General features: G+C 68.7%; 15 protein-coding genes and 3 pseudogenes. 7 read left to right on the top strand and 11 right to left on the bottom strand.

Going from position 1 to position 19826, the window contains the following annotated elements; genetic code table 11:
• Positions 1–128: 128 nt before the first annotated feature.
• The gene (locus tag OG870_RS01720; RefSeq protein ID WP_266529886.1) at positions 129–881 is read right to left on the bottom strand and encodes a TetR/AcrR family transcriptional regulator; all 753 of its coding nucleotides are present in this window, start codon (positions 879–881) and stop codon (positions 129–131) included.
• A gap of 119 nt (positions 882–1000) precedes the next feature.
• Between OG870_RS01720 and OG870_RS01715 the strand changes: the two genes are divergently transcribed.
• On the top strand, positions 1001–2074 hold the full coding sequence (locus tag OG870_RS01715) for an alpha/beta fold hydrolase (protein ID WP_266927565.1): 1074 nt from the start codon (positions 1001–1003) through the stop codon (positions 2072–2074).
• 73 nt (positions 2075–2147) lie between these two features.
• A pseudogene (locus OG870_RS01710) lies at positions 2148–3216 on the top strand (IS481 family transposase).
• Positions 3217–3559: 343 nt separating this feature from the next.
• Here OG870_RS01710 and OG870_RS01705 read toward each other — a convergent pair.
• Together OG870_RS01705 and OG870_RS01700 are read right to left on the bottom strand one after the other, a co-directional pair.
• Positions 3560–4755: pseudogene (locus OG870_RS01705) on the bottom strand (DNA cytosine methyltransferase); the annotation flags it as partial.
• On the bottom strand, positions 4701–5354 hold the full coding sequence (locus OG870_RS01700; RefSeq protein WP_266927567.1) for a hypothetical protein: 654 nt from the start codon (positions 5352–5354) through the stop codon (positions 4701–4703). The gene OG870_RS01700 and the pseudogene OG870_RS01705, both read right to left, overlap by 55 nt.
• A 308-nt stretch (positions 5355–5662) precedes the next feature.
• Here OG870_RS01700 and OG870_RS01695 point away from each other — a divergent pair, with 308 nt between their 5' ends.
• Entirely contained in the window at positions 5663–6406 is a 744-nt protein-coding gene (locus tag OG870_RS01695; RefSeq protein ID WP_266529893.1) for a hypothetical protein, read from the top strand.
• On the opposite strand, the gene OG870_RS01690 is transcribed toward OG870_RS01695, so the two are convergent.
• The gene (locus OG870_RS01690; protein WP_266927569.1) at positions 6407–6640 is read right to left on the bottom strand and encodes a recombinase; all 234 of its coding nucleotides are present in this window, start codon (positions 6638–6640) and stop codon (positions 6407–6409) included. It abuts the gene before it with no gap.
• 127 nt (positions 6641–6767) lie between these two features.
• On the opposite strand from OG870_RS01690, the gene OG870_RS01685 reads away from it, so the two are divergent.
• A complete protein-coding gene (locus OG870_RS01685; protein ID WP_266927571.1) occupies positions 6768–7154 on the top strand; it encodes an integrase in 387 nt (128 codons plus the stop codon).
• A gap of 55 nt (positions 7155–7209) precedes the next feature.
• Here OG870_RS01685 and OG870_RS01680 read toward each other — a convergent pair.
• A pseudogene (locus tag OG870_RS01680) lies at positions 7210–7260 on the bottom strand (hypothetical protein); the annotation flags it as partial.
• A gap of 157 nt (positions 7261–7417) precedes the next feature.
• Here OG870_RS01680 and OG870_RS01675 point away from each other — a divergent pair.
• Positions 7418–8026: a hypothetical protein gene (locus OG870_RS01675; protein ID WP_266927572.1), complete on the top strand. Its 609-nt coding sequence runs from the start codon at positions 7418–7420 to the stop codon at positions 8024–8026.
• 348 nt (positions 8027–8374) lie between these two features.
• Here the strand turns inward: OG870_RS01675 and OG870_RS01670 are convergent, their stop codons facing one another.
• The 6 genes from OG870_RS01670 to OG870_RS01645 all read right to left on the bottom strand — a co-directional run bounded on the left by OG870_RS01670 (position 8375) and on the right by OG870_RS01645 (position 14392).
• Entirely contained in the window at positions 8375–9358 is a 984-nt protein-coding gene (locus OG870_RS01670) for a hypothetical protein (RefSeq protein ID WP_266927573.1), read from the bottom strand.
• Between the two features lie 159 nt (positions 9359–9517).
• Positions 9518–9928, bottom strand: coding sequence for a hypothetical protein (locus OG870_RS01665; RefSeq protein WP_266927892.1), 411 nt, complete (start codon positions 9926–9928; stop codon positions 9518–9520).
• Between the two features lie 452 nt (positions 9929–10380).
• Positions 10381–10773 carry a hypothetical protein gene (locus OG870_RS01660; protein ID WP_266927575.1) on the bottom strand — a complete coding sequence of 131 codons (393 nt, stop codon included), beginning with the start codon at positions 10771–10773 and terminating at the stop codon, positions 10381–10383.
• Positions 10774–10968: 195 nt separating this feature from the next.
• Complete coding sequence (locus OG870_RS01655; protein WP_266927577.1) at positions 10969–12162, bottom strand: MFS transporter; 1194 nt, start codon at positions 12160–12162, stop codon at positions 10969–10971.
• Positions 12163–12312: 150 nt separating this feature from the next.
• Positions 12313–13374, bottom strand: coding sequence for a terpene synthase family protein (locus tag OG870_RS01650; protein WP_266529937.1), 1062 nt, complete (start codon positions 13372–13374; stop codon positions 12313–12315).
• 82 nt (positions 13375–13456) lie between these two features.
• Positions 13457–14392 carry a polyprenyl synthetase family protein gene (locus OG870_RS01645; RefSeq protein WP_266529940.1) on the bottom strand — a complete coding sequence of 312 codons (936 nt, stop codon included), beginning with the start codon at positions 14390–14392 and terminating at the stop codon, positions 13457–13459.
• A 1000-nt stretch (positions 14393–15392) separates the two neighbouring features.
• Here OG870_RS01645 and OG870_RS01640 point away from each other — a divergent pair.
• On the top strand, positions 15393–15833 hold the full coding sequence (locus OG870_RS01640; protein ID WP_266529943.1) for an Lrp/AsnC family transcriptional regulator: 441 nt from the start codon (positions 15393–15395) through the stop codon (positions 15831–15833).
• A gap of 715 nt (positions 15834–16548) precedes the next feature.
• The gene (locus OG870_RS01635) at positions 16549–19500 is read left to right on the top strand and encodes an aminotransferase (RefSeq protein ID WP_266927580.1); all 2952 of its coding nucleotides are present in this window, start codon (positions 16549–16551) and stop codon (positions 19498–19500) included.
• The last annotated feature ends 326 nt before the right edge of the window (positions 19501–19826 follow it).

Below are 19826 nucleotides of genomic sequence, written 5' to 3'. Positions count from 1 at the left end.
GGGTACTCATCGCAGATTCCGTGGTGGGCTGATATGGGCCACTGACGGAATGCGCTCACCTGCAGTGCTGGACGAGCGGGGGTGACGGATTCCCGCCGTTGAAGGTCGGGATCCCGGCCGATGCGGTCCTATGGCTGCCCCGCTCCTAGGTACGCGGACGACGCCACGAGTCCCTGAATGCCGTTGAGTACGCAGGTGAGACCGAAGGCGAGGGGGTCGTCGCCGGTGGGGGCGAAGGCGCCCTCGGCGATGGCCCGGGTAAGGGCGGGGTAGCGGTCGGCGTGTGCGGTGAGCTGGTCGGTGGTGAGGCGGTCCCACTCCCGGTCGCCTTGCTCGTCGCGGTCGAGTGCCTCCTGGGTGAGGTTGCGCACCAGGCTCAGGACGAGGATCGCGGCGTCGTGACGTTGGCGGGCAGTGAGTCCGGTCTCCTCGAGGGAGGCCAGGACGGTATCCAGCCAGGCCACTTGGTGCGGGCCCATGGCGTGCCGGCGGAGACCCGTCGCGGTCAGGATCCAGGGGTGGGCGCGGTAGACGTCCCAGCAGGCGCGGGCCCAGGCTTCGAGGCGAGGGCGCCAGCCGCCCCGGACGCGGGTGAGGTCGGGCGGATCGCTGAGCACCGTGTCGACCATCAGGTCGATGAGGTCGGGCTTGCCCGGGACGTAGCGGTACAGGGCCATCGTGGTGACCCCGAGCAGCTCGGCCACCCGCTGCATGGACAGGGCCTCGAGCCCTTCGGCGTCGGCGATCTCGATGCCGCGGCGGGCCACTTGGGCGGGCGTGAACTTCGGCTTGGGCCCGCGCCGCGGACGGTCGTCGGCGGCTCCCCACAGCAGCGCGAGGCTGGCGCCCGGGTCGCGATCACTCTCCTTGTTCGCTGGCACACCGGCCTCCTTTCCGCCAGGGGTCTTGCGCACCCCCCAGTCAACTGTGTATAAGATACACAGAAATTAATCGTGTAGCACGTACACGGTTTTTGGGTCCGCATCCTCTGGAGGACGCCATGCTCGCTACCGTCATCACCACGGCGGCCTGCGCCACCGTCGCCGCCCCGGCCGTCGGCCTCCTCGGGCGCCGCGCGCTCGTCCGCTCCGCCAGCGCCCGCCGGCTGCGCATCACCGGCAGCCACGGCATCGACGAGCAGTACTTCGCCACGATCGGCGGCCTCGATCAGTGGCTCCACATCCGCGGCGATGACCGCGCCAACCCGGTCATCGTGGAACTGCACGGCGGCCCCGGCTCGTCCAACTCGATCCTGGCGGGCGTCTCCCGCGACTGGGAGAGCTACGTCACCCTGGTGCGCTGGGACATGCGCGGCACCGGCAAGACCCTGCGCCGCTCCGGGCCGGACGGCCAGGGCAAGTTGTCCTTCGAGCGGCTGGTGCAGGACGCCGTAGAGGTGGTGGAGCACGTCCGCGAGCGCCTCGGCGTGCAGCAGGTCATCCTGCTCGGCTGCTCCTTCGGCAGCGCCATTGCGATGCGCATCGCACGCACCCACCCGCACCTCGTCAGCGCGTACATCGGCACCGATCAGAAGATCTTCGACGGCGGCCGGGACACCACCGACTACTACGCCGCTCTGGACCGGCTGGCCCAGGCAGGCAAGCAGAAGGAACTGGCCGCCGTCCGCGAGATGGGCCCCGACCAGCGGAGCTGGAGCGCCGAGCGGTTCAGCCACTTCAGCCGCTTTGCCTCCGCCACCGACCCCCACACGTTCGCCGCGATGAAGTCCGTGGTGATGAAGTCGCTGTGGTACTCGCCCCTGCACTCGCTGCGCGAGATCGTCACCTTCTTCAAGAGCTTCATGGTCTCCGCCGTCGTGCTGCCGGACACCGCGGCCTTCGACGACTGGGCCGACGGCACCCGCTTCGACGTCCCGTTCTTCATCATCCAAGGCGCCTGCGACCTGGTGAACACACCCGCTCGCGCCCGCGCCTACTTCGACGACGTCCAGGCACCGGTCAAGGCATTCACCCTCATCGAAGACGCCGGCCACTTCGCCATCTACAAACGCCCTGAGGTCTTCCTCGATCTCCTCCAGACCCGCATCCTGCCCACCCTCCCCGCCACCCGATGAAGCGCCGGCCCACGAGGCGAGGACCGCGCAGCGTTCCGTCACCCACCGCACCGCATTTCGTCGGTGTCCCGATATGGCGGGGCACCCCAACGCTCCGCTGACGCCGGAAGGGCGTCGCCGATTATGCGAGCGCGTGGACGCCGGACGTCCGATCGCGCACGTCGCTGCCGAGGCGGGGATCTCCCGCCGCTGCCTGGCGATGGTACGCCCGCTGGCGCGCGCACGGCGAGAACGGGCTGCTCGACCACTCCTCCCGCCCGAACCACAGCCCGACCCGCACCAGCGAGCCGCTTGCCGATCTGGTCGAGGCGCTGCGGCGGCAGACCAAGCACGGGCCCGCCCGGCTCGCCGCCGACCTCAAGCGGCTGCACGGCGTCACGGTCGCGCTGGCCACCGTCCACCGCATCCTCGTGCGGCGAGGCCTCAACCGGCTCCGCGACCTGGACCCGCCCACCGGCGAGCAGCTGCGCGAGGTCATCCGCTACGAGCACGAGCGCGCCGGCGACCTGGTCCACGTCGACGTCAAGAAGCTCGGACGCATCCCCGAGGGCGGCGGCTGGCGCATGCACGGCGTCGGCACCGACGCCGCCCGCGCCTCCAAACGCACCGGCCCCGGCACGGGCAAGGTCGGATACACGTACCTGCACTCGGCACTCGACGACCACTCGCGCCTCGCCTACACCGAGGCCTTGGACGACGAGAAGGCCGTCACCGCGGTCGCGTTCTGGCACCGCGCCGTCGCCTTCTTCGCCGCCCACGGCATCACCCCGATCCGCCGCTGCCTCACCGACAACGGCTCCTGCTACCGCTCTACGACCTGGGCGAACGCACTCTCCGCGACCGGTACGAAGCACAAGCGCACCCGTCCGTACACCCCGCGCACGAACGGGAAGGTCGAGCGCTACAACGGGACCCTCGCCCGCGAGTGGGCCTATGTCCGCAACTACTCGTCCGAGCATGAATGCCGCGTCGCCCTCGCGGAGTTCGTGAACTACTACAACCACGACCGGCCCCACGCCGCGCTCGGCGGCCGACCACCCATCAGTCGGACCGCCGGGAGCGACTACCGCCTCGTCCTCGACCAGCCGCCCGAACCGCTCATCGACATCCCGCAGCAGCTCACCTTCGAAGACGTCGTGTAACCAACGTCCCGAGACACCACACCTAGCCGCTCCGATCCTCTTCAGCGGCCTTGCAGGAGGCTCAGGACGATCTGATCGTGGTCCGTGAAGCGATGAGAAGCATGGTGCGTGAACGGGACCGGTCGTCCTGACGGCCCCACTGCCGAGCCTCCGGCGGCCTGAGCCGGGGATTCGCACTCACGGTTGATCACCCGGGCAGATGCTGTCCCGCAGACGACCTGCCGTCAGGCGGATTCATTACGTGCCGGATGCGGTACCTCCGCCTGCGACCCTGGTGCCTCACGTCGCTCAAGGTCATGCAGGCTGCTGACCAGTGAAACAACCTGACACCCCTAGATAGCCGCGGGTAGTCGGCGGGGAAGGTCTGCAGGAGGCCGGCCTCGCGGGCGGTGATCCGGATCGGCTCGGGGACGGCCGGTGCATCGCTGTCCTTGGCCGAAGGTGTGGCGGGTTCGGCGACCCAGGTGCACTCGTTCGCGCGGCGCGCCCGAAGAACAGCGTGCCGGCCGGCTCCTGGATAGAGCGGACGGTGGCGTTGGCCTGGTTGTTGCTGCGCAGGGACCAGGACCAGCGGTGGGCCTCGGCGGTGAACGTGGGCGCCGGAGCGTCGGCGGCCCGGTTGTCGCGGGTGCCGTGCCGGGCCGCCCATCCGGCGCCTTCGCGGCGGGACTGCAGGACCACCCCGTCCGGCCGGGGCATCCAGGTGCCGCGCTCCCGGGCGTCGGACAGCGTCTTGCGGGAGCCCGAAGGGAACGGTTCGGGGCCGCCGCCGGGCCCGCCGCCTGCGCAGACGGTGGGGACGGGCCGGTCGGTCGCGCCCCATCCCAGGGCTTCGGCCATGCTGACCCAGCGGGCGCGGCCCGGACCGAACAGCGATTCCGGCTCGGCGAGTTGGGCGTGCGTGGGCGTGGGCGGCTGCGCCGTGCGTACGCGGGAGGCCAGGAGGATCGCTCGCTTCCTGGTCTGCGGGACGCCGAAGTCGGCAGCGTTGAGGATCCCGTACCAGACGGAGAACCCCCACCCGCGTAGGACGGCCGCGTACTGCTTCCACAAGGGCAGGACGTCCGGTACTTCCTCCATGGCGACCCAGTCGGGCTCGCCGACCGTGTTCAGTGCGTACAGGTACCGCATCGGCTCGGCAGCGAGCAGGGAGCGCTCGTCGCGGCACGCGGCGAGGAGGCGTTCGCGGGTGTCGCGTCCGGCGGCCAGGTCCTCGACCGCCGTGTGCACCAGCGGCTGGTCGAGCAGGCCGAGGCGCTTGCCGGCCATGCTCCACGCCTGACACGGCGGCGACGCGATCACGCCGCTGGTGCGGCCGATGAACGGCCAGGTCGGATACATCGCCACGTCGGTGCGGATCGTCAACTGCCCAGCCGCGGATCGGGTCTTGCACGCCCACTCGTCCCATTCCAGCCCGACGTCGCGCACGCCCAGGACGTGCAGTGCCCTGCTCCAGCCGCCCGGCCCCGCGAAGAGGTCGAGTATCACGTGGCCAGCCCGAAGTCGTCTTGCGTCAGCGCTTCGGCGTCGCCGCGGCATGCCCATGGTGAGCAGCCGTCCTCGACGCCGTTCTCCAGGACGTCGGTCTCGTCCGCGCCGATCCGCAGGGCGGCACGCTCGGCTGCGGTGACGTGGTCGATCGGGGCCTGGCTCAGCGGGACGCGGGAGCGGTGCAGGAACGCCTCGCCGAGCAGTCGGCTGCCCGACGCATTGGCGCGGGCATTGCCCTGCCGAATGGCCGCGTCGAATTCGACGACGTCCGCCCACTCGGACAGAGAGGTGTCCCTGATATGCCTCCACTGAGAATTTCCGTGGAACGGACATCCCAGGCAACTCGACTTAGGTGTATCGGTGAGGCCGAGTGAGGTCAGGTATCGCGTGCAGTCGGCCCTGCTCCAGGACATGTCCAGGAGGGGGTGCCCGTTGCGCATGTACTTGACGTCCGCGTCCTTCGCGCGGTGGAATTCATCAATCGATATTCCTACCCACTGCTCGACGAAGACGCCCTTCGGGATGCGGGTCGGGTATGGGTATCCGAGCAGTTCGCGAACCTTCTGCTTTATCGGTTTTACCTTATATTCGCCGGTGCTTCTCTGCACTTCACTCGTTCGTGTCATGTCACGCAGGTAGTTCGTCAATGGGTCTCCTTTGCTGGTGTGAGGGGTGTGAGTTCCAGGACCGAGCCAGTGGGAGTCGCGCGCCGACATGAGGCACCTGAACGGCAGTCGCGTTCAACGTCATGACTGCGCTGTGCTTGCTGGCATCCGTAGCCGGGCGGGGAAAAGGGGCTGCAGAGGTGGGGTGGGTCCGGTAACGTCCCGGCCGTGCGTTGATCTTCAGGGCGGCGGCACTACGGCCGCCGCAGACGGAGTGACCGCTCTCCCGTCGGCTACGGCGAGGGCTAACAGACGTGTGCAGTCCGTCCAACTCACCGGAGATCACCGGCATGCTTCCCAAACTGACCTATGCGGCGTTGCTCACCCGCGTTACCAGCGACCCGGCTGTCGTCGGGCTTGTCCTCAAGGGCTCCCATGCTCACGACGGCATGGCCACCAAGTTTTCGGACCACGACGTGTACGTCGTAGTTGCGGAGGGTGCGGATACCGGCCTCTCGGGTCTCCACGGTCATCGTTCTGCTGAGCTCGATGTCTCCGTGACCACCGTCGGCCAGTTCCGTCAGCTCGACGGGTACGAGCGCTATGCACTTTCCCGTGCCCGGGTTGTGATGGACCGGCTCGGCGGTGAGATCGCCGAGATCGTCGCCGGCAAGGGGCGACGTGACCGTGCCGAGGCGTCAGCGGCGGCGGCCGGTTGGTTGGACGCCTATGCCAACTCTTTGTACCGATCTGTCAAGAACGCCCGAGACGGCAATCTGCTGGCCGCCCGTCTCGACGCGGCCGACAGCGTGGGCTTCCTGCTGGAGCTGCTGTTTGCCATGGATCGTCGTCCACGTCCTTATAACAAGTACCTGGAGTGGGAGCTGGAGAGGTTTCCCCTGCCGGGGTGGGAAGCGGGCCCGCTCCTGGACAAGATCGGACGGATCGCAGGGACGGGTGACGTGGACCTCCAGCGGAGCCTGTTTTCCCAGGTCGAGGCTGTGGCACGCGAGGACGGCCACGATCCCACGCTCGATGCCTGGGGCGAAGATCTGCTGTTGATGCGTCCGGAGCTGAACTTCCGGGGGGAGTGATCACTCCTGGCTTCTCCTCGCTCGGGACCTGGGCTGGGGGATGCCCAGGTCCACGGCCGGACGCTGGGCTCGGCGCTGTGTTTCCTCTCGCTTCGCGCGGAGGAAGGTGAGGGTGAGGTCGATGCCTTCGATCTCACCGCCCCAGCCCTCGGCCGCGGCGCGCCCTTTACGGTCGAGGAGGTCGGCTTCCAGCTCCGTGAGCCGGGCGAGCATCTTGGGGTTGACGTGGAGCATCGGGCAGCGGATGCCCCGTTGACCGAACTAGCCTCGACAGTCCGTCGGTCCGCCAAAGCGGCGGACGGTGACTGGCAGTGTCGCCCAGTGCTCCCGAAGCTCGCCCGCTTGTGCTCCCGGATCTGCTGTGATCTCGAGCCAACGACGGCTCGCGGAGGTAGGGATGCCAGAACACACGGCACTGGTACGAGACATAGCGGCGCTGGAGGTACTGAGGACGGGCAAGGTCGAAGAGACCGGTGACCCGCTGCTTCCGTACCGGCTGATCGGAAACGATGGCGTCGAGGTCGACGCGGTAACCGAGTTCCTCCATCACATGCTCGCCGACGACGACAGCCCCGCTTCCCTGCGCTCGTACGCCTATGAACTCCTTTCCTGGTTCCGGTTCTTGGCTGCAATCGACGTTGCGTGTGACCGTGCGGGGCGAGCGGAGGCCAGGGACTTCGCCCTGTGGCTGAAGACCGTGAAGAAACCACCGAGGCAGCGCCGGCCCGATGCGCCGAGGCCGGGGTGATCGGGTCTGGGGTGCAGGTCTCGTCGTAACGGGCCTTGCCGATGCCGGAGAACACGGCATCGGAGGAGACGTGTACCAGGCGGATTCCGAGCTTCGCGGTGGCCATGGCGATGTGGATGGAGCCGTCCGCAGTGATCGCCCAGTCCGCACCGCCGCTTGTCACGTTGATCACCGCGCGAGGTGCCACCGTAGCCAGGAGCGCTTCCACCGCGGGTTCTGAACTTCCCGACCAGATTGTCAGACCGCAGCGCCATCATTGATCCATGCCCGCATCCAGCCCTGCCCAGGGGCTCGCCGACCACGTTCAACACCTCCTTGGCAGCGGACCGTTTCCCCAGCCCGGCGGATGGACCCACATGGGTGCCGTCATCTGCGACGTCAGCTTCCAGCCACGGTGCAACTACGAGGAAACTCTCCGACCGCGGCTCCTCCATCTGCAACTGAGCTGGCCTGATGCGAGAACAGTCCGCGGCTTCCAGCGCCGGCTCGTCACGGAAGACCTCGCCGTGGCCATGAAGTTCAACCACGCACAGAAGGTCGCGACGGCCCACGCCATCACCGACCTCCTCGCTGCCCACGGGGTCGATACCCGCGAGGACCTCCACACGTGGCTCGATCATCAGGCCAATCGCGCCGCTCTGCGCACGGTGAAGGGAGTGGGGCCGAAGAGCATCGACTACATAGGCAATCCCGTCGGCCGTTCGCACGTCGCCGTTGACGTACATCTGCGCGCCTTCGCCGTGGATGCTGGTAGTCCGGATCTCCCATACGACCAGTTGCGCGCAGTGTATGAGGAAGCCGCCGCACTTCTCGGGCACGACAAGGGTGCACTGGAGCATGCCGTTTGGCGACATAGGCCGAAGGCCCCGTAGCCACCCAGCGGGCCCAGCCGTTGTAGGTGGGGTTACAGCAGGCTGATCTGCTCGTGGGTGATGCGTGGCCGAGTTCGTGGACCTTGTCTCCGGTCTTCCCCTCCCACCAGTTGGCGAAGATCCTGCGGTGGCACCATCGAGGCCAGGCGGTCCTGTGGCCGGGGAAATTACCGTGATCCCGTGCGTCGGGTCACCTGTTCGATTCGTTATGCAGCTGGAGTCGCGACCGACCTGCCCGTTCCCGGCGGGCAAGGGCACCACGGAGCAGTCGAGCCGGGTCCCGTGGACGGGCGTTCAGTCGTGCGGACTGGACGCCCGTCCCGGCCATGGCTTGGGTCCGGGCGAACGTCAGCAGCGGAACCGGTGGGTCGTGCTCCGGGGCTCGACGTCGGTGTAAGGCTTGAACCACTCGTCCCACAGGTCGTCTTCGGCTACGTCTGCTTCCAGGAAGTCGTGCGCCCTGTCGCTGACGTCGAGCAGGCCGCTCTCGTTAGCGAGGAACTCCCAGTCATAGTCGAACCGAGAGGCCGGAAGGGTTTGGTAGACCTCGTCCGCGCAGACAGATTCGATACTGAACCCGCCGATGCTGCTCACGGCATGGCCGAATAGCACGCTCTCGGCCAGGCAGCGCGGTTCCGGGATGCCACCGGCGAGCAGATCGGCCGCGAGGTCGTCGTACGCGCGAGCGCAGTGAAGCAGGAACCAGTTCGACTGGGCCTCCGCACTGACCGGAACGCTGTCTTCCCAAAAGTCGGGGTCATAAGCGGCGAGATACGTCTTGCCCGCAAGGTCCTTCAGCTGCCGATGGAGAACGAATGCGGTCCTGGGCGTTACACCAACACCGCCGCAGTCCCCGCAGCCGCGCCCCCGGGGAGACGAGTCGCAGACAGCGCACTTTGCGCAGTCCTCGTCCACAGTGCAGCCGCAGTTCCGGCAGCTCCCGCAGTCGGTAGCGCTGAAAAGCGAGAATACGGCCGCGTTGCGCTGTCCCAGGCTCTCCGTAACGGCCCGCGCGGTTCTGCGCGCAGCCTGGGCCCGTGGGGCGTCACCATTTGCGTCCTCGATCTCCTCCGCGATGTCAGTGATTGCCCTCCTGAGGGGGCCAGGCAGGGAAGCCGAACACCGGTGAACCTTCGCGAGGGCGCCTGTTCCTCCCTGGAGAGCCGCATTGAGTGTGAGGGCGAGCAGCTGGGATTCGTCGCGATCATCGAACGTCCCGATCTTCGAGAGCTCCGGTCCGCGTAGTGCCCCCCGCAAGCTGAACAGGATGGCGCCGTTGCCCTTGGGCTGGGTCAGGAAGAAGAGATGCGACGGTGCGGAACGTGCCGGCATGGCTGAGCCTCCGAGTGGCGCGCGCGGGCATCGAGCGCGGGCACGGCAGGGAACACCGCCGCAGGCTCGTGCCTACTACGTGAAAGATGAGGTGAGAGACAAGCCGGTGTTCCGGGTGCGTCCGCGGACTCCTTGGCTGAAGCGCAGCTGGTGATCTGGCTACGAGCGAGACCCCGTTGCTGGCACGCGGAAGCCTGCCACAGAAGGTGCCGGGAATGCCAGTGAGTTCACGAATCCCGAGCTGGGGTGAACATTGTTCGATCCCTCAGCTCCTGCCCCTCTCCACCCTGATGTCCTGGTTCCTTGCGTTGCTTCGGCCGTTCGGTCCTGTCTTGCAGACCGTGTCGTAGCAGCGCCAGAGCGGCGCCGCAGCTCGATGCTCGTGCCGCCGCAGCGGGCGCACTTCGGCGGGCGGGTGAACAGCTCGGCGTGCTCGTGCTCCAGGAGCTTGCGGACGAAGTAGCCGCCGCGCATCGTCACCATGACCTCGCGGGTCCACGCCTGGGACAGGGTTGTGAGGCTGCCGATCATCACCGTCCGCTCGTCGATCACCGCGATCTTCTGGTGCATGACGTTGAGGGGACGACCGTGTGGACGACGGCCCGCAGGTCCGCGATGAGGCTTTGGCTGTCCGGGCGGGCCTGGAGCTCGTCCTGTCGTCGCGGATAAACACGGTCATGCGCACGCCGCGTCCGGCCGCCTCGTGCAGCAGTGGCACGATGCCGCGCACCCGGTTCGCGACCCACGGCGCCCACAGCCAGACCGAGGCGCGGGCCTTGCGGATCTCGTCCTCGAAGGTGCTGAAGAATGTCGTCTCGTCGTCGATGCCCGTGACCTCGACATGCCCAGCCCGCAGGCGCCGGACGCCGGGGTGCCGGCCAGCGCGGCCATCGGCCATGGGTACCGGGTTCTCGGTGGCGACATCGAGGTCCTGGCGTATCCGCCGGTGAGGACCAGCGGATACGGGGAGCCGAGGGCGATCACATTCGCCAGGAGCCGCGTGTGCAGTTCTGGCATGTCCGTCACGCGGCTGCCCGGGTGCGGGAGGCGAGCTGGGGGAGGGTGTCCTCCCACACAGTGCGCACGGTGCGACCGACCAGGGCGCGCAGCACCGGCCACAACTGGATGAGCAGGTCCTGGTTCAGGTAGCGGGGCAGGTCGTCGCGCAGTCCCTCGTGCAGGACAGCGCGGTACAGGCCCATGCGCTGGCGAGGCTTGCTCATGTCATACGAGGTCATCCCCGACCAGGCCATGTGCAGAGGCAGCTCTACGACCCCTTGGATCGGGCCGTGCAACTCGTCCAGCGACTCCGGCAGCCGGAGCCGGAACTTCTCCCGGTACAGCGCGAGGTCCTCTGCCTCCGCCCCCGAGAGGTTCTTCGGCATGGGTGCGGGGTGTTGTGGGCTGGAGGGCATGCCTCCATTCTGGGGCCGGAGTAGTGGCGCGGGTCATGATGAGCCAGCTGGCCTCTGGGGTGAGCGGGACGGAGCCTGCTGGGGCAACTGGTCGTGGCAGCTCGGTCTGGGCCGAGTGGGCGGGACGGGCTGTCGACCGTGACGCAGCGGCCGCCGCGGCGGCCCAGGAGGCGGCGTGCAGGCCGTACATGAACGTCACCGAGGACGCGTCCGTGAGGGCGGCGGAGGGGCCTGCCGGCGTGGAAGGCGGCAACGGTCCCTGAGGGGTGCCAGCTTGTGTGTGATGTGCGGCGAGGAGGGAGCCAGGATGGCGATACCGAGGGCTCCGCCGACCTCGCAGACCAGGTCGTTGATGGCGGCCCCGGTGCCGGCCCGCTCGCCGGGCACCGCTCCCAGGACCGCCTCGGTGGCGGGCGCAGCCGCGAGAACTGCCCCGAAGCCGGCGACCAGCTGGTAGCCGAGCGCGGGACCGTATCCGGAAGCGGGCGGGGCCAGTGCCAGGAATCCGAACCCGGACGCGACCAGCACCATCCCCGTGGCGACGGGGAGTCTGTCACCCCAGCGCGGTGCGATCAGCAGCGACGCACCTGCCCCCGCGCCCAGGGCCGCGGCCAGCGGCAGCAGCCGCAGCCCGGTCTGGGCGGGGGTGTGATGGAGCTGGGTCTGGAGGTAGAGGGTGAGCAGGAACAGGGAGCCGAAGAGGGCGAAGAACATCCAGGCCAGCGCGGCCACGGCGGCGGTGAAACGGCGGTCGGCGAAGAGCCGGGGCGGCAGGAGCGGTGCGGGATGGCGTTTCTCCCACCGCAGGAGGAAGGCGAACGCCAGGGCTGCGAGGGTGAATCCGGCGCCGATGGCAGGATCGGTCCAGCCGCGGACCGGGCCTTGGATGATCGACCAGACCAGGGCCCCCAGCCCGCAGGTGACCGCCCCCATTCCGGCCCGGTCCGGGGGTCCGGGGCGGGGGTGCCGGGACTCGGGCACCCACCGCCCGGTCGCTACCAGGGCCACGACGACCACCGGCACGTTGATCCAGAACCCGGCCCGCCAGCCGTAATGCTCCACCAGCAGGCCGCCGATGACCGGCCCGGCCAGCGCCCCGAGTCCGGCCACGAACGTCCACACCGCAACAGCCCTGCGGCGCGGGGACGGATCGGGGAACACCACCGTGATCAACGAGAATGTGGAGGGCATCAGCAGCGCCGCACCGCAGCTCATCGCCAGCCGCGCCACGACGACCTGCCCGGTGCCGCTGGCCAGCCCGCCGCCCGCCGAGGCCGTCCCGCACAGGGCCAGGCCGAGGATGAAGGCGCGACGCCGGCCGTGCGTATCGCTCCACACTCCGGCTGCCAGGACGCAGCAGGCCAGCGCGAGGGTGTAGGCGTCGGCCATCCACAGCGGGCCCTGCGGGGCCGGGATGCAGATCGGACTGGAGGCTGGGCAGGGCCACGTTCATGACGGTGACGTCGAGGCCGATCAGGAACAGTCCGGTGCACAGCACTGCCAGGGCCCTGTCCGGGTGCGTGGCACGCGGCGGCGCTGTCATGGTGCGATGTGCTCCCACCACCAAGCGATGGTCGGGTAGGGCAGCGGCTCATCGCTCAGGTGTGCGGGGGGTGTGAGGGTGCGCCGGATGTCCGGGGTGGCTTCGGGGGCGAAGTAGCGCATGCAGGTGGTGCCGAAGGTGATGTCGCCGCTGATCACCCGCTCCACGCCGGTGAGGTATTTGCGCAGGTCCGGGCTGGCGGTGGGAAGGATCTGCTCACGCAGTCGGAGATAGAGGGCGAGCATGGTGTCGCGGATCGTGATGCCTTCGCGCATGGCCTGCGCGAGGGTCCAGTCGGGATGTTCGTGCTGGAGTGCGCCGAAGAGGTTGTAGTTGATTTGCGTCAGGTCGCTCTCCTTGCAGAAGGAGTAGCGGTCGTTGTCCAGAGCGGCAGCGAAGAGACCTGCTTCGGTTGCTGCTTTCACGAGGGGCGAGGACCATTCCTGGGCGGTGAGCTCGGTGCCTTCGACCGCGTCGAGGTAGCCGGGCGTGGCGTGGACGCCGACGGCGCCAATGCGTACGGCCAGGTAGTCGTTGACCGTGAGAGCGGTGCCGCGTTCGCGCAGGGCCCTTTCCCAGAGCATGGCGTGCAGCCAGCTGGCCTGCGTGGTGGTGAACCGCTCGTACTGGACATCGCTCATGCAGGCGCGCAGGCGCTCGAGGGTGTTGCGCAGCGCGTCGTCGAGGTGGGTGCCTCGGTTCTCCCATGAGCGCGCGGAAAGTATGGTGCGCGCCCAGCGGTATACGGCGTGGAGAACGTCGGCCCTGGCGTCGGGGTCGGGCACGATGAAGTCGTCGGCCATGAACGCCCAGCCGCTGTAGTCGGCCAGAGCCTGGGCCAGGTCGGGGTCCGTGGTGGCGTGCGGGAACACATGGGTGATCAAGGTGGCTCCTCCCGCCCCGTACAGCGCGGAGAGGCTCGGATCGCCGCGGCCCAGGTCGAACTTCCTTGCCCAGGCGGCACTGTTGGCGCTCAGGTGTTCCGCGTCGGCCCCGGTTTCCTCCTCGAGGGGGCAGTAGAAGGTCCAGAACCCCTCGGGGAGCTCGGCAGGGTGCACGAGGTGAGTCCTCCCTCTTCGGATGATCGAACGGCGTGAGGAAACGGGGGCGGGCTTCGGGAACGGCGTTGCCCCCGAAAGGTCAGTGGTCGCGGCGGGTGAGCAGGTCGGCCAGGGCCGCCAGCTCGGCGGCCGCCACCGGCTCCGGCTGCACCTGGTCCAGGAGGTGCAGGGCATCGGCGGCGTGGCGGCGGGCGCGGCGTAGCGTGGCCTCCTGGGCGCCTGTCTGCTCGATCAGGTCCTTGGCCCGTGCGTAGTCGTCCTCGCCCAGCGGGCCGCTCGTGCCGTAGAGGGCGCGCAGGGACTGGGCCTGTGGGGTGTGGCTGGCCATGGCGGCCGCGACGGGAACGGTGACCTTGCGGGAGCGTAGATCGGACAGGGCGGGCTTGCCCGTCACCGCCTCCTCGCCCCAGATGCCCAGAACGTCGTCGACGCACTGGTAGGCGATGCCCAGACGCCGTCCGAAACCGTGAAGGAGCCGGGCACGCTCCGGGCTGGCGCCACCCACGATCGCACCGAGTTCGCAGGCGCAGGCGAGCAGCGCGCCGGTCTTGCCGGCCGCGACCGCCGCGGCCCGGTCCTCACTGACGTCAGCGCCCGACTCCATGAGCGTGTCGAGGTACTCGCCCTCGATCAGCGCCTGCACGGCGGCCAGCAGCACCGGTACCGTCCGGCCCGCGTCCGGCGCTTCGGCAAGGGTCTGGACGGCGGCGAAGAACAGCGCGTCGCCTGCGAGGATCGCCGCCGGAACGCCCTTCGCCGCCCAGAGTGCGGGCCGGCCTCGGCGCAGCGGATCCTGGTCGATGACGTCGTCGTGGAGCAGGCTGGCGTTGTGCACGAGTTCCACCGCCACGGCCGCCGCCCGCGCGGCGTGCGGGTCGGCGCCCACCGCCCGGCACGCCAGCAGGGCAAGGGCCGGGCGCACGCCCTTGCTGACGGCCGGAGCGTCAAGGACCGTGCCGTCGTCGGTCCACCAGCCGAAATGCAGCCCCGCAACATGCCGGACCTGAGGAGGCAAGCTGTGAACCCGGGACCGGACCAACGGCCGCACCAAGGTCGCGGCCTGCGCGAGAACCGTCTCGCAGTCACGAAGTGAGTCAGCCACTCGAACCCCTTCCAGGGATCAGGCCATGCCCACGCCAGAATCAGGGTGCAAGCGGCAAGAGAGGCAGGGAGTAACAACCAGCGCGCGACGCACACCCCTGGCCCACTCCACTCCCGTGCACGGCACACTGCGCCGCACGCGCCCTCACGCCGTCACTCATGCCGCTGTTGGCCCACCACTCTCATCACACACCGGCTACCCGCACCGGCCTGGTCCGCCGCCGCGCCCTGGACCTGTATGAGGCGATCCCCACCAAGCGCCACCGCGAGTGCGCTGTACGGGAGTTGCGGAACGTCTTGCCTGCCTGAGAACTCGCCAGTTCAGTCCAGAACGACGCGGGCTGCGACTGCACTGCAAAGTGGCCAGCAGGGTGTAAGGAAGACGCCCTTGAAGCGGCGTGGAGCGCCCGCCCTGCGGCGACCCTCCGAGCGGTGTCGTACCCCAGCGCCGAGCCGCACGTTCAGGCCCGTCGGAGCGACGACGAGAGCCTCGTCGACGGGAGACGGAACGTGCTGCCACGGCACCTGCCGCCCGGCCATCGCGCGGCCCTTGTCGATCGAGAACATCCGGCAGCCCGGCTCGCTCGGCGAGCAGGGCTGCCTGCCCTCGAAGCGGTCTGCTTCCGTGTCAATTGAGGGGCCGGAACGTGTGGGGGACATGACGATCCCGCCCGGAGCCGCCAGGTCGTGCGCCGAGCGTGAGTGGCCAGTCGGTCACTGGGTCTTGGCAGCGCCTCCCGGCCGGGGCTTCGGCAGGGCTGCCGGCGAGGCAGGTTCCATGTCCGGTGCCACGTGGCTTCCAAGATCCGAACGATTGATTCAATCTTCTCGGCGACCAAATCGGCGGTGTTCTGTACGTATTGCGCGTGAATCGATTGCATGCTTAGCTGCTCGCGCACCTAGGAGGTGTCCTTATGGACGACATCGATCGGGCCATCCTGCGCGAACTGCAGACCGACGGTCGCATCCCCTACGCCGATCTCGGCCCGAAGGTCGGCCTGTCGGCGTCGGCCGCTCGGCAACGGCTGCAGCGGCTGATCGACACCAAGGCGGTGCAGGTCGTCGGCGTCACCGACCCGATGGCGATGGGCGGGCAGGCCATGGCCCTACTCGGGCTCCGCGTCGACGGCGATCCGAGAGCGGTGGCCGACGAACTCTCACGCCACGACGAGGTCGTCTACGCCGTCTTGACCGCTGGCACCTTCGACTTGTTCGCTGAGGCCGTCTGTCGCCATCCGCGTGACCTGCTGGACTTCGTCAACGACGTCGTGCGTCCCGTCGAGGGCGTGACAAAGGTGGAGAGCTTCCCCTACTTCGGGATTCACACGCACCGGTTCTTCTGGAACGTCGGCTGAGCAGCGCCCTGATCACCGTTTCCGCACCCCCCGCACACGGCACCCGGAAGGGGACAGCCGCACAGGTCCGCCCGCAGTACGTGAGCGGCTCGTGTCGGCCTGAGGCCACTGTCGAGATCGGCAACCGCTGCACACGTTTGCCGGGCATGGCATGGCCCTCCGCCGAACAAGCACGTCATGTTCGACAACACCGCCTGGCCGCAAGGACTGGCACCGCACGATCTTGGGACACCGATAGCCCGCCACACAGTCGGGGACCGTCCACCCCGCCCGGGGGACCGATCGCCACCATGGGCCCTGACCAGGCCGCCCTCCCGAAAGGCCAGCACGCGCATGGAGCAGTACGAGCCCGAACGCCTCTCCCCGGCCCAACTGGCGGCCATGCGGCGCAGCCTTTGACGTCGCCGCCGGACCGTACCGGGCCGCCGAACTCCGATGGGCACCAGGAGACCGACCGCCGCGGTCTCGCCGAGGGCCAGGAGTACCGCGGCGCGCACCCGGGTGAGGCATCCGTGGACTCTGTGGCGGCGGACTGAGGCGGCGAGGAAAACCCTCGACGCTACTGCGGACCTCCAACTCTTTGTTTTTTGAACCCACTTCAGTGATCCGCGCGATGGCGGGGCCCGCCGCCCTGCATCACCTCTGTCTGATCACGCTCGCCGATCCGCAATGACCGGGCTGTCGCGGGTCAACCAACTGATGAACGGAGAATTCGATGGGCATCTCCTCTGCCGAGTGGCTGGTGGCGCCGATGGTCGCAATCGAGGAGGAGCGGGCCGCAGCCCTCCTCACGGAGCGATTCGGCATCGAGGGAACACTCGAGGATCTGGGCAGCAACCACGACCGCAACTTCCGGGTGCGTACCGGTCTGGATGAGCACGGGTACGTCTTCAAGGTCTTCAACCCGGTCATCGACCGCGCGGTACTGAGGGCGCAGTCCGAGGCCACCGAGCGCCTCGCCCGGGCGCTGCCGGAGCTGCGGCTACCGCGGGCCCGGGTTGGAGTCGACGGGGAGCACATCCAGACCGTCTCCGTGGACGGCCAGGACTACGACTGCCAATTGCTCGACTATGTTCCCGGTGAACCCATCATGGACAGCCGCTATCTGGCTCCGCGGGTGGTGGCGCGGATGGGAGAGCTGGCCGGACGCATCACCGCGGGCCTGGAAGGCCTCGACATACCGACTCCGGACAGGCCGATGCTGTGGGACCTGCGCAACGCCCTCGAAGTCGTCGAGGCCCTGGCCCCGCACATGGTCGACCAGCGAAGGGCCGAGCGTGTGCTGCGAGCCGCCCGCGCGGCACAACAACTGGTGGAGCGGCGCGCCGCGCGGCTTCCCGTACAGGTCATTCACGGCGATGTGGCCGACAACAACGTGGTGTGCCGGACGGACCCGGACGGCCGCCCCATACCGGTCGGGCTGATCGACTTCGGAGATCTCACACACAGCTGGGCCGTGGCCGAGCTGGCGGTCGCCTGCACTTCCGTCCTGCATCATCACGGAGCCACACCGGCTTCGGTGCTGCCCGCGGTCCGCGCGTTCCACGCCGTACGGCCACTTGTCGGAGACGAGCTGGACCTGCTGTGGCCCCTTATCGTGCTGCGCGGCTGCGTGCTGGTGGTATGCGGGCAGCACGCCGCACTGCAGGACCCCGGCAACGGCTACGCTACGGCGGCCCTTGACCGTGAGTGGGCCATGTTCGAGGCCGGTGCCTCGGTACCGGCCGAGGTGATGGCGGCCCACTTCCGGCAGGTGATCGGCGAACCCGCCCCGCACAGCGATCCGCCGACCTCGAGCCACCCTCTTCTCCCCGAACTTCCCTCCGAACCAACGGTGCTCGACCTGTCCGTCACCAGCGACGCGCTGCACGGCGGCGGCTGGCTCGATCCCGACGCGGAGTCCGCTGTGGTCGCACGGGCACTCGCCTCGGGCGGCACGGCAGTGCTGACCCGGCACGGAGAGTGCCGTCTCACCCGCACACGGGTCGATAACACAGAGGAGAGCGCCACGCTCGCGCTCGGCGTGGAGGTGCACCTCACCAGCCCGCTGGCGGTCCACGCGCCGTGGGTTGGCACGGTCACCCGGCACGCCGAGCACGGAGTGACCCTGACCGCCGGGGGGCTGCACCTGGTGCTCGACGGCATCAACCCGGCTGTCGCGGTCATCGACGGGGGAGAGGCCGTATCCGGTCAGCAGTTGGGCACCGTCGCCGCACAGGGCAGCTGGTATCGGTTGGATGTGCAACTGTCCCGGCTGGGCACGGGAATGGCACCACGCTTCACTCCGCCAGGGCTGGACGCGGGCTGGCTGACGATGTGCCCTGATCCCACCGGCCTGATCCTCCCCCGGGCGGACCGCCCCGTGGCGGACACGCCCCCGGAGCCGGAGAGCGTCCTGCTGGAGCGTCGAGTGAGGTCTTTCGCCACCGTGCAGGAGCACTACTTCGAAACGCCTCCGCAGATCGAGCGAGGCTGGCAGCACCACCTGGTGGACACCCGCGGCCGCGGCTACCTGGACATGCTCAACAACGTGACCGTCCTGGGACACGGTCACCCGCGACTGGTTGAAGCAGTGCACCGGCAGTGGCAGCGGCTCAACACCAACTCCCGTTTCCACTACGCCTCGGTGGTGGAGCTGTCGGAGCGGCTGAGCGCGCTCCTGCCGGACGGACTCGACACCGTCTTCCTCGTCAACAGCGGCTCCGAGGCCGTGGATCTGGCACTGCGGCTGGCCTGGGCCACTACTGGGAGGCGCGATGTCGTCGCGGTTGAGGAGGCGTACCACGGCTGGACCTACGCCGGTGACGCCATCTCCACCTCGACGGCCGACAACCCGAACGCCTTGGCCACCCGCCCCGCGTGGGTTCACACAGTCCCCACACCGAACAGCTACCGCGGCCCGCACCGCGGCCCTGAGGCGCACCTCTACGGCCCCGAGGCTGCGGCCGTGATCGCCGACCTGGTCAGGTCCGGACGCCCTCCAGCGGCGTTCGTGTGCGAGCCCTACTACGGCAACGCCGGCGGAATGGCTCTGCCCGACGGCTACCTCGAGCAGGTCTACGCCGCCACCCGGGAATCCGGCGGTCTCTGCATCGCCGACGAGGTGCAGGTCGGCTATGGGCGGCTGGGCTCCCACTTCTGGGGCTTCGAGCAGCAGGGCGTCGAACCGGACATCGTCGCTGTCGCCAAGGCGATGGGCAACGGCCACCCCCTTGGGGCGGTGATCACCCGACGCGAGATCGCCGACGCTTACCGTTCGCAGGGCTACTTCTTCTCATCGGCCGGCGGCAGCCCGGTCAGTTCGGTGGTCGGACTGACCGTGCTCGACGTGCTCCGCGACGAAGGTCTCCAGGACAACGCCCGCACGGTCGGCGCACACCTGCGAACGCGGCTGCTGCGACTCGCCGACAAGCACCCGCTGATCGGCGCCGTCCACGGCAGTGGCCTGTATCTGGGCGTCGAGTTCGTCAGAGACCACGAGACACGGGAGCCGGCGACCGAGGAGACAGCCGCCATCTGCGAACGGCTACGAGAGCTGGGCGTGCTGATGCAGCCGACTTCGGACCGGATGTGCGTCCTGAAGATCAAGCCACCGCTGTGCCTGACCACGACGAGCGCCGACGTCTTCGTCGACGCCCTCGACGACGTACTCACTCACGGATGGTGACACACGGTACGGACGTACCTGTCGGCGGCTGTCCTGTGGCACCGATCGGCGGTGGCACCAGGTCAATACAGCCAAGTCAGAGCCCAGCGGCGAGCACACCGGGTGACAGCTGCTGACCTGCATTGTCGCGCGTCGAGCCGGCTGTGGCCGCCCGGGGGCCGAACAACGCTGCGGATCGTGCACGCCTCCCCGGTCGGAGTGGACCCGAACCCCGGGGCGGCATGCCTGGGCACCGATCTTGGCGCCCAGTTGTGAGCCGGTCGGCCCTTCGCTCCAACTGGCCGGCCACCTAGGGGCGGTAGGACAGGTAGGCGCGCCCCCACGTT

This window comes from Streptomyces sp. NBC_00461, assembly GCF_036013935.1.
In the GTDB taxonomy this organism is placed as follows: domain Bacteria; phylum Actinomycetota; class Actinomycetes; order Streptomycetales; family Streptomycetaceae; genus Streptomyces.
This window is presented reverse-complemented; position numbering and strand designations above follow the sequence as displayed.

Excerpts from the sequence above, each read along its gene's own strand:
- OG870_RS01675 (WP_266927572.1), top strand. The coding sequence starts at position 7,418 with ATGCCCGCATCCAGCCCTGCCCAGGGGCTCGCCGACCACGTTCAACAC.
- OG870_RS01655 (WP_266927577.1), bottom strand. The coding sequence starts at position 12,162 with ATGGCCGACGCCTACACCCTCGCGCTGGCCTGCTGCGTCCTGGCAGCC.
- OG870_RS01660 (WP_266927575.1), bottom strand. The coding sequence starts at position 10,773 with ATGCCCTCCAGCCCACAACACCCCGCACCCATGCCGAAGAACCTCTCG.
- OG870_RS01715 (WP_266927565.1), top strand. The coding sequence starts at position 1,001 with ATGCTCGCTACCGTCATCACCACGGCGGCCTGCGCCACCGTCGCCGCC.
- OG870_RS01635 (WP_266927580.1), top strand. The coding sequence starts at position 16,549 with ATGGGCATCTCCTCTGCCGAGTGGCTGGTGGCGCCGATGGTCGCAATC.
- OG870_RS01695 (WP_266529893.1), top strand. The coding sequence starts at position 5,663 with ATGCTTCCCAAACTGACCTATGCGGCGTTGCTCACCCGCGTTACCAGC.
- OG870_RS01665 (WP_266927892.1), bottom strand. The coding sequence starts at position 9,928 with ATGCACCAGAAGATCGCGGTGATCGACGAGCGGACGGTGATGATCGGC.
- OG870_RS01690 (WP_266927569.1), bottom strand. The coding sequence starts at position 6,640 with ATGCTCCACGTCAACCCCAAGATGCTCGCCCGGCTCACGGAGCTGGAA.
- OG870_RS01640 (WP_266529943.1), top strand. The coding sequence starts at position 15,393 with ATGGACGACATCGATCGGGCCATCCTGCGCGAACTGCAGACCGACGGT.
- OG870_RS01670 (WP_266927573.1), bottom strand. The coding sequence starts at position 9,358 with ATGCCGGCACGTTCCGCACCGTCGCATCTCTTCTTCCTGACCCAGCCC.